14 protein-coding genes are annotated in these 8,551 nt (G+C 69.8%); 4 read left to right on the forward strand and 10 right to left on the reverse strand.

The genetic code is table 11. From position 1 onward, the window contains the following. Positions 1-205: 205 nt before the first annotated feature. Together AC08OX_RS11395 and AC08OX_RS11400 are read left to right on the forward strand one after the other, a co-directional pair. Positions 206-772 (forward strand): nitrobindin family protein, encoded by a 567-nt coding sequence (locus AC08OX_RS11395; protein WP_476607791.1) that lies wholly within the window; start codon positions 206-208, stop codon positions 770-772. A gap of 185 nt (positions 773-957) precedes the next feature. Continuing rightward, positions 958-1,209, forward strand: coding sequence for a hypothetical protein (locus AC08OX_RS11400; protein WP_476607792.1), 252 nt, complete (start codon positions 958-960; stop codon positions 1,207-1,209). A gap of 71 nt (positions 1,210-1,280) precedes the next feature. On the opposite strand, the gene AC08OX_RS11405 is transcribed toward AC08OX_RS11400, so the two are convergent. The 9 genes from AC08OX_RS11405 to AC08OX_RS11445 form a co-directional block, all read right to left on the reverse strand. After that, entirely contained in the window at positions 1,281-1,580 is a 300-nt protein-coding gene (locus AC08OX_RS11405; protein ID WP_476607793.1) for a DUF1416 domain-containing protein, read from the reverse strand. Between the two features lie 3 nt (positions 1,581-1,583). After that, entirely contained in the window at positions 1,584-2,417 is an 834-nt protein-coding gene (locus AC08OX_RS11410) for a sulfurtransferase (protein WP_476607794.1), read from the reverse strand. Continuing rightward, a complete protein-coding gene (locus AC08OX_RS11415) occupies positions 2,414-2,833 on the reverse strand; it encodes a DUF4395 domain-containing protein (RefSeq protein ID WP_476607795.1) in 420 nt (139 codons plus the stop codon). The genes AC08OX_RS11410 and AC08OX_RS11415 overlap by 4 nt, the downstream gene beginning before the upstream one ends. 95 nt (positions 2,834-2,928) lie before the next feature. After that, complete coding sequence (locus tag AC08OX_RS11420; protein WP_476607796.1) at positions 2,929-3,096, reverse strand: putative leader peptide; 168 nt, start codon at positions 3,094-3,096, stop codon at positions 2,929-2,931. Then, on the reverse strand, positions 3,044-3,508 hold the full coding sequence (locus AC08OX_RS11425) for a thioredoxin family protein (RefSeq protein WP_476607797.1): 465 nt from the start codon (positions 3,506-3,508) through the stop codon (positions 3,044-3,046). The genes AC08OX_RS11420 and AC08OX_RS11425 overlap by 53 nt, the downstream gene beginning before the upstream one ends. 67 nt (positions 3,509-3,575) lie before the next feature. Beyond that, positions 3,576-4,517 (reverse strand): hypothetical protein, encoded by a 942-nt coding sequence (locus tag AC08OX_RS11430; protein ID WP_476607798.1) that lies wholly within the window; start codon positions 4,515-4,517, stop codon positions 3,576-3,578. Between the two features lie 32 nt (positions 4,518-4,549). Continuing rightward, the gene (locus AC08OX_RS11435) at positions 4,550-4,675 is read right to left on the reverse strand and encodes a hypothetical protein (RefSeq protein ID WP_023839837.1); all 126 of its coding nucleotides are present in this window, start codon (positions 4,673-4,675) and stop codon (positions 4,550-4,552) included. After that, positions 4,672-4,965 (reverse strand): MoaD/ThiS family protein, encoded by a 294-nt coding sequence (locus AC08OX_RS11440; RefSeq protein WP_476607799.1) that lies wholly within the window; start codon positions 4,963-4,965, stop codon positions 4,672-4,674. Before AC08OX_RS11440 ends, AC08OX_RS11435 begins: the two co-directional genes overlap by 4 nt. Beyond that, positions 4,962-5,534 (reverse strand): alpha/beta hydrolase, encoded by a 573-nt coding sequence (locus AC08OX_RS11445; protein WP_476607800.1) that lies wholly within the window; start codon positions 5,532-5,534, stop codon positions 4,962-4,964. Before AC08OX_RS11445 ends, AC08OX_RS11440 begins: the two co-directional genes overlap by 4 nt. Positions 5,535-5,872: 338 nt before the next feature. Here AC08OX_RS11445 and AC08OX_RS11450 point away from each other — a divergent pair, with 338 nt between their 5' ends. Beyond that, positions 5,873-6,616, forward strand: a complete 744-nt coding sequence (locus AC08OX_RS11450; RefSeq protein WP_476607801.1) for a response regulator transcription factor — start codon at positions 5,873-5,875, stop codon at positions 6,614-6,616. Between the two features lie 196 nt (positions 6,617-6,812). Continuing rightward, entirely contained in the window at positions 6,813-7,847 is a 1,035-nt protein-coding gene (gene mshD, locus AC08OX_RS11455) for a mycothiol synthase (RefSeq protein ID WP_476607802.1), read from the forward strand. Positions 7,848-7,877: 30 nt separating this feature from the next. Here the strand turns inward: mshD and AC08OX_RS11460 are convergent, their stop codons facing one another. Further along, complete coding sequence (locus tag AC08OX_RS11460; RefSeq protein ID WP_476607803.1) at positions 7,878-8,237, reverse strand: STAS domain-containing protein; 360 nt, start codon at positions 8,235-8,237, stop codon at positions 7,878-7,880. Between the last annotated feature and the right edge of the window lie 314 nt (positions 8,238-8,551).

Raw genomic sequence — 8,551 nt, forward strand, 5'->3', positions numbered from 1 at the left:
TCGGAACCGAGCCGCCCTGGCGCGCAGCTATGCCGCGTGGCACCTGAGGTGACCAGGACCGGTACGGCCACGAGGAGTCCCGTGATCTCGTCGTCTAGGCTACAGACGTGCTGCACTACTTCTTCACCGGGCTTCTGGTGGCGATGTCCGTCCTGATCGCCTGGTTCTCCGGTTACGTGGTCTACAAGCTGTACGAGGGTCAGCGTTGAGCGCCGGGAAGCGGTCCGCGGCCGGATCGCCGCGGTCCGACACGGCGACGAGCACCGTTGATCTGCACGCCAGCCTGCTACCACTGGCCTTCCTCGTCGGGACCTGGCGGGGCGAGGGGGTCGGCGGCTACGAGGGCCTGGACGGATTCCACTACGGCCAGGAGATCACCTTCGCCGCGGACGGCCGCCCGGCGCTGGGATACGTGTCGCACACCTGGTGGGCGGACGAGCCCCGGGACGGCCGCGAGCCCGGCAGCCCGCTGGCGACCGAGACCGGGTTCTGGCGGGTCCAGCCCGGAGAGGACGGAAAGCCGGTCGTCGAGGTGATGCTGGCCCACCCGTTCGGCATCGCCGAGATCTACGTCGGCACGGTGACCGGCACCCGTATCGATCTCGATCACAACGTCCTGATCCGCACCGCCACCGCCCGTGACGTCACCCGGTCGGTGCGGCTCTACGGCCTGGTCGAGGGCGGCGATCTCGCCTACGCGATCGACATGGAGGCCGAGGGCAAGCCGATGCAGTCACACCTGTCCGCCCGCCTGCACCGCGTGTCCGACTGAGCCGACTCCGCGGGGGCATCTCCAGCTGCCCGTCTACCAAGAGGTGCCCGTCCACCAAGAGTCACACTTTATTCACGGTATGACGGAGCCTTTGCGGAAGACATCGCACGCGCAACGACAGACCACGAACGGAACACGCGAAAACCTGTTCGGGCCTTCCCGGGATGCGCTTTCATGATCACATGATGGCAGAGTCCGACGTACTCTTCGCGGTCGTCCTTTTCGCCGCCGCCGGCCAGCGTGCGGTCGACCGGATCATCGCGCCGTTCCCCGATCGGGGCTCCGCAATGGCGTTTGCCCGCGACAACGGTCTGCACTGTTTCTCGATCGGCCCGATGGCCTTCGCCGTACCGACCACGGTTCCGCCACCGGCGAGCACCGTTTCGGCTGTCGTGTCACCGGCGGGAAACAACCGCGGTGGCCAGGTCCGGGCATGAGCACGGGGGCAACGTGAGCACGGGGACAGCGGGAGAAACCCGCTGTCCCCGCCCGGCGAAGGAACGCGACGTCAGGCCGCGACCTCGACCTGGGTGTCGACCGGCTCACCCTGACGGGCGACGACCTTGCGCTCGCCGGTCGCGCCGGGGACAAGAGCCCGGACGGTCCACTGCCCCGGCCGCGCGAAGAAACGAAACTGACCCGTCGCGGACAACGGAACCTCGGCGGTGAAATCGCCGCCTTCGTCCAGCAGCCGGGCATAACCGGTCGAAACCGGCTCCCCGCCCTGCACCACGACCCCCTGGATCACGGTTTCCTTGGCCACGTCAATTCCCTCCACAGATGGTCCACCGCTGGTGGCGCCGCACATGGCTCACGCGCCCTTCTCGATCGGCACGCCGACGAGCGAGCCGTACTCGGTCCACGAACCGTCGTAGTTTTTCACGTTCGGCAGGTCGAGCAACTCGTGCAGCGCGAACCAGGTGTGCGCCGAACGCTCGCCGATACGGCAGTAGGCGATGATGTCCCTGGACAGGTCGACCCCGGCCTCGGTGTAGAGGCCGGTCAGCTCGTCATTGCTCTTGAACGTGCCGTCCTCGTTCGCGGTCTTCGCCCACGGAATGTTCTTCGCCGTGGGGATGTGCCCGGCCCGCTGGGACTGCTCCTGCGGCAGGTGCGCGGGAGCGAGCAGCCTGCCGGAGAACTCGTCGGGCGACCGGACGTCCACCAGGGCCTTCTCGCCGATCGCGGAGATGACCTCCTCACGGAAGGCCCGGATGTCGGTGCGCGGCTCCGGGGCGGTGTAGCTGGTGGGCTGACGCGGGGTGACCTCGGTGGTCAGCTCACGGCTGTCGAGCTCCCACTTCTTGCGACCACCGTCGAGCAGGCGGACGTCGGCGTGGCCGTAGAGGCTGAAGTACCAGTATGCGTATGCGGCGAACCAGTTGTTGTTCCCGCCGTAGAGCACGACGATGTCGTCGTTCGAGATCCCCTTCTCGGAGAGAAGCTTCTCGAACTGCTCCCTGTTGATGAAGTCACGAATGACCGGGTCCTGAAGTTCGGACTTCCAGTCGAGACGCACCGCCCCCGGGATGTGCCCCTTGTCGTACGCGGAGACGTCCTCGTCGACCTCGACCAGGACGACCTTCGGGTCGTTACGGTTCGCTTCGACCCACGAGGCGTCGACCAGCGCCTTCTCACGACTCATGTGCGTGCTCCTTTCACGGCTATCGATTGGAGAAAAAGATACAGCTGGCACCCGAGACAGAACTCGAACGCCGCATTGAGGAGGGCCGCCACGAAGGCCAGGGCCACCGCGACGTAACCGAGTGCCGGCATCCCCACGAAGAATCCCACGAGACCCACGACACCGAAGATCGCGCCGACCAGCTGGGCGAACCGGGGCGGCGCGGCGTCCTCGGTGGCGGCAGGCGGCCCCAGCCTCGGCCGGATCAGGGAACGGAACACCAGCCCGTAGGGCGCGTGCCGGACCCCGGCCACCGCCCCCACCCCGAACACCACGGTCTGCGCGAGCAGCAACCAGCGGCTGCCGGCGAGCAGTATCACGGCGAGCATGATCGTGGTGACGGCAGCGGCGAACCGCATCCCGCGAGGATCTACCACGAGAGCCTTCTCCTGACTTCCGGCTTGGACTACCCGCTCGGACGTGGCGATGCACCGGGGCCAGCCGATCACGGCTGAGGAACATCAACCCACGATCAGGAAAGACAACACAGACAGCTGTGTACGCGGCACAGATCGACCGCGCGGCGCTTCACAAGCTGTATCTGGGGCATGGCTCGTGTCACGGTAGCAGTGAACGTCACGTCTGTGTTAACCCGCCGACGATGAATCCGAAGGATCACCATCTGCCCGATTGATCCCATCGGAAACGATCTCTTCGAGAGTGGCGAACACCGCCGCACGCGTCGGCGGGGCACCGCTCGCGCGCCGCACCTCCCTGCCATGACCGTCAACGATCAGTACCGTCGGAGTCCGCCTGATCCCCAGCCGACGGACGAGGTCGAGATGCGCCTCCGCATCAACCTCGACGTGGCGTACCCCGGGCACGACCTCGGCAACCCCTGCCAGCACCCGACGGGTGGACCGGCAGGGAGCGCAGAACGCCGTGGAGAACTGCAGCAGCGTCGCCCGATCCCCCATCGTCTCGCCCAGCGACGCGAACTCGGCCCGCAGCCCGCCGTCTACCGGCCGGAACCGTCCGTCCCGGGCCCGCATGAGCACCCCCAGCCCGAGAGCAACCACGGTCGCCACCGACAACACCCACATTCCGGTCACGGCTTCTACAGCATCCGACAGGCCCCGGCTCTTCCCGTCCAGGCCCCGCCGCGGCCCGACGATCGACTCACGCGGGCAGATGCCGGCCGACGAAATACACCAGTGGCGCCGCGGAGGCCAGCGGCAGGATGGCGGTGAGCAGGACGTCCGCGACCAGCGCCGAGGTGGCGACCGGGCCGACCCGCGGCTCGGCGTCCCGGGCCCGCGCCAGCAGCAAATCGATGACGGCGGCCACGGCCGCTCCCGCCACGGCGATCGCGACGGCGGCCCCCACCGCCAGACGATCGGGGTCGAGGGCACCGAAGCCGGCCCCCAGCGCCGCGCCGACCAGAACGCCGACCGCCCCGGCCAGCACCACCGGAACGCCCGCCCATCCCACCAGCCGGCCCGCCACGACCGTGCCACCCGCGCCGAGGAGGCCGGCGATGACCAGCAGATCGGCCGGATGGTGCGCGCCGGACCCGGAACGCAGCGCAAGGTAACCGGCGAAAAGCGCACAGAAAATGATTCCACTCAGCGCCGCGGCGAGATCCGCACCGACCCGCACGGCAGGACCGGGCGGCGGACTCGAACCGTTGGCAGACACCGGACTCGAACCATTGGCAGACACCGAGCCTGCCCCGGAGACGGGAGCTGACCGGCGTCGGGCGAGCTGGTAGAGGATCACAACCGCCACGGCGATCCCGACGACGCCGGCCAACGATCCGTAGCTGGGCCGGTCCGAGGCCAACAGGACCACGTCACCGAGGACACCCCAGGCCGCCACGAGCAGGGTGGTACCGGTCGACGCCCGGAGCATCCGGACCCAGGCCCAGGCAAACGCGATCTGTTCGACGATGAGGACCGCCGCGAGGGCTCCCGTGCCGAGGGCTGCGGCCGCCATCACCAGGCCGGTAGCCACCAGGGCCGCCAACGGCAAAGCACCCGGCGCCCATCGGGCTGCGGGGATGGAGGCAGCCTCGTCCGGGACGAGGACGCCATGGGGCGTGCCGGGATCGCCTGCGCTCACCGGGCCATGCTGTCATGTCCGGCTCGGGCGGCTCACGTCGCGCCGTCCCAGCCGGGCGCGACCCCGGGTCGGGCGGCGAGGACCTCCGCGTCAACGGTCTCCCCAGCGGCGATGGCCTCCGGACCGACGATCTCCGGACCGACGACGAACAGCGTCATCCCCCGGCGAAAGGTGAGAGGGCCTCGACTACGCAACCGTCACGCAGGATGACCCCCGCCGGATCCCGCCGGCCCACGGGCTGGTCGTCGACGAGGTAGGAGCACCGTCGCAGCAGCGCCGGCAGGGTCCCGCCGTGGCGGGCCGCGACGACATCGAGCAGAGCGGCCAGCGTATCCGCGCCGATCTCCTCCTGGGACACCCCCGCGGCGTCCCTGGCGGCGGCCCAGTAGCGGACGGTCACCCGCGCGATCGACGCGGGCCGGCCCGCCCCTGCGGTCTCGTCCGTCACCGTCCTTCCGGCCCTTCGTCCGTCCTCGCGGCGGCGGTCCTCGCCGTCCTCGCCGTCCTCGCCGCGGCCAACGCGCGCGGATGTCTCAGCGTGAAATACCCGTCACGACAGCCGTGGACGATGAGCGGCGAGGTCGGTGCGACCGAACCAACTATCTTCACCGGAGGAGCTGGAATTGGTACGAACGCGTGGGGGCCGATACGCACCCGTAACAGACGCCGTGCCACCATCCGGCCGGTGGGCCGCTCTGCCAGCCGATGGATCCGGCGCATTCGAGCGGTGTCCCGCACGAACCACCGGCTGGTCGCGCTCGCATTGGCTACCGCCTCCGGGGGATGCCGACGGCGATGGCTGTGGGCGGGCTCCCCCACCTGGATCAGCACGCCGTGCCGCGGCACGGCGGCACCGTCCACCGACCATCCCACCGACCATCCCGTGAGGCAGACCCGCTGGTAGCCGAGTCGACGGGCCACGCCGGCAGCCACGCCGACGTCCGCACCGACATCCAGCACCTCGGGGTCACCGAAAGTGCACAGTCTGGTGGATCGGTCGTACGCTTGCAGATCCATGACCTGGACATCGGGATGTGGACGTAATCCGACCATCACTGTTTGCAGCGCCAGGCGTGACGTCGAACAGGGGAAGCCATGGGTGACCACTACAGCCAGATTGCGTGACGCACCGGGCACCCAACCACTCCAGTGATCATGACTCGTGGTCGGGATCTCACCATCCGCCGTAGGTAGTGGCCCGTAGACGGTAGGAGCCGAGTAGGACACTCCGCTATCCTCCCCACATACCGGCCTTCGTTTCATGCCCATGACGGTCGTGAGACGCCCAGCGCCGGGCATCGAGTTACTCACCGGGTCGACGCTGCCCCACCACCACACCACCTGGAGGAGTCGTCTTGAGCGTCGTCCTTTTGCTCACCAACGCCCCCGGTCCGTCCGCCGAGTCGTTTCCGTCGCTTGGGCTTCTCACCCACACCGTACGGGTCGCCCCGCTCGAGGCGAGCGCGCTGCTGGACGCCCCGCCGGTGGATGTGATCGTGGTGGATGGCCGCCGGGAGCTTGTGATCGCCCGCGGTCTGTGCCGGCTACTACGCACCACCGGGCTCACCACGCCGCTGCTGGCGCTGGTGACCGAGGGTGGGCTGGCGGCGGTGTCCGCGGACTGGGGGGTTGACGACGTCGTCCTCGATTCCGCGGGTCCCGCCGAGGTCGAGGCCCGGTTGCGGCTGGCCATCGGTCGAGTCGCCGCCGCCGGCGGCACGGCCGAAGCCGGTGTCATCCGGTCCGGCGACCTGTCGGTCGACGAGACCACCTACTCGGCCAAGTTGCGGGGCCGGCCGCTTGAGCTCACCTTCAAGGAGTTCGAGCTGCTGAAGTACCTCGCGCAACACCCGGGCCGGGTCTTCACCCGCGCCCAGCTGTTGCAGGAGGTCTGGGGTTACGACTACTACGGCGGCACCCGCACGGTGGACGTCCACGTCCGGCGGCTGCGAGCGAAGCTCGGCCCCGAGCACGAAGCGATGATCGGTACTGTTCGGCACGTCGGGTACAAGTTCGTCGCGCCGCCCATCGCGCCGCTACCGGAGAACACCCCCGGGGAGATCGGCCGTGACGAGTCCCGGACCCCCGAGCGGGTCTGACGTCACCGCGGACACCCGTCCGCCGCGTGGCATCCCGGCATCCCGGCACCCCGGGCACCGCCAGTAGGACGGCATCGCCGGCGCGAGGCCCAGATCCTGGCTCCAGGAGCCAGGATTCGGCCTCGCGACCTGGGCCTCCCGACCGGGGCCTCCCGACCGCACCGTCGAGGGCCGCCCAGCGTCATACGGTCGTCCGGTGACCTCGCTGAGCTGGCAGCAGACCCTGAGCGCCATGGACGTGGACGACATCGTGAGCCTCCTCGCCGCCGCGGAGCGGGCGGACGGCACCGGGCCGGTGTCCGAGGACGTCCGGCTGGCCCTCCAGCCCGGACTGCGGATCGGCGCCGGCCGGCACCTGCTGGCCGTGTCGGCCGCCGCGGACACGAGCGCCCCGAATGTCCCGGACACCCCTGGTGACCAGAACGCCGCGGACACGTCGACCATGCCGGGCCGCGTCCCCGCCGGGCAGATCATCGGCTACGCCCATCTGGGCGGCGTGGCCCAGGCACGGCAGGCCGAGGTGGTCGTCCATCCCGACCACCGCGGACGTGGCGTCGGCACGGCCCTGGTCGGCGGACTGACCGAGGCCCTCGCGGCGCCGTCGTCCCGCCTCGACATCTGGGCCCACGGCGACCTGCCGGCCGCCGCGGCACTGGCTACCCGGCTCACGTTCACTCGCACGAGGGTGCTGCTCCAGCTTCGGCGACCGCTGGCGGCCGGGACGCCCCTGCCGGACCCCCGGCTGCCGGCCGGTGTGACGGTCCGCACCTTCGTCCCCGATCAGGACGACCGGGCCTGGCTGGCCGTCAACGCGGCCGCCTTCGCTGATCATCCGGAGCAGGGCCGGTGGACCCTGGACGATCTGGCCCGGCGCCGGGCCGAGCCGTGGTTCGACCCGCGTGGCTTCTTCCTCGCCGAGCACGACGGCGCACTCGTCGGCTTCCACTGGACGAAGGTGCACGAGACCGACCAGACGCCGCCACGGAACGCGCAGCCGGGGCCCATCGGCGAGGTCTACGTGGTGGGCGTGCTCCCGGGCGCGGGCGGCGCGGGACTCGGCCGGGCACTCACCCTGATCGGCCTGCGGCATCTGCAGGCCGAGGGGCTCGACTCGGTCCTGCTGTACGTGGACGAGGACAATGTCCGCGCCGTGCGGATGTACACCGGACTCGGCTTCATCACCTACGTCCGCGACGTCTCCTACCACTGGGAGAGGCCGTCCACGGGTTGATCCGGCCTGGGCCCGGAAGGCCCCCGTGGCTCAGGCGCCCTGACGGGTCGCCAGGCCGCGCACGGGGGCGGAGTCGCCGTGATCGACGTCTATCACGGCACTCAGGTTCGTGACATGCAGCAGGCGGTGGGCGTCCTCGTTGAGGTTACGCAGCACGAGACGGCCACCGGCCGACCGCTGACGCTGGTGGGCGAACAGGATGACCGCCAACCCCTGCGAGTCGAGGAAGCTCACCTGCTCCAGATCCACGATGATCTCTTTTACTCCGGCGACCCGTGCGTCGAGCAGTGCCTCGCGCAGGGGATCCAGGGACGAATAGTCGATGTCGCCAGCCGGATGCACGACGATGGCATCACGGTCGGTCACCTCAACCCGCACGCTTGGCTCCATGGCTCCGCTTGCGACCGGACGGCGTGAGCGCCACGAGAAGCCGGCCGGGCTGCCTCCCGTGTCGCGCCGCGCCTTTGGGCAAGCGCGACCATGGCCCCGTACCCCGACCGAGGTGCTTCCACACGCGGCCGACCCTCGCCAGGGGCGACTTCTCATCGCGCGTCCGTCAGCACGCTTGTCCGCGCCCCGCCCGTCGTCATCCGCCCGTCGTCATCCGCCCGTCCGTCCCGCATGCTCCCCGCCGCGCGGGATGGGATGACGAGCTGCCCGATGAGAGCGTCTACGCATGGACATCGACCCGCCCCGGACCCCGC

This window comes from Frankia sp. CoBUL1 (genome assembly GCF_978021245.1).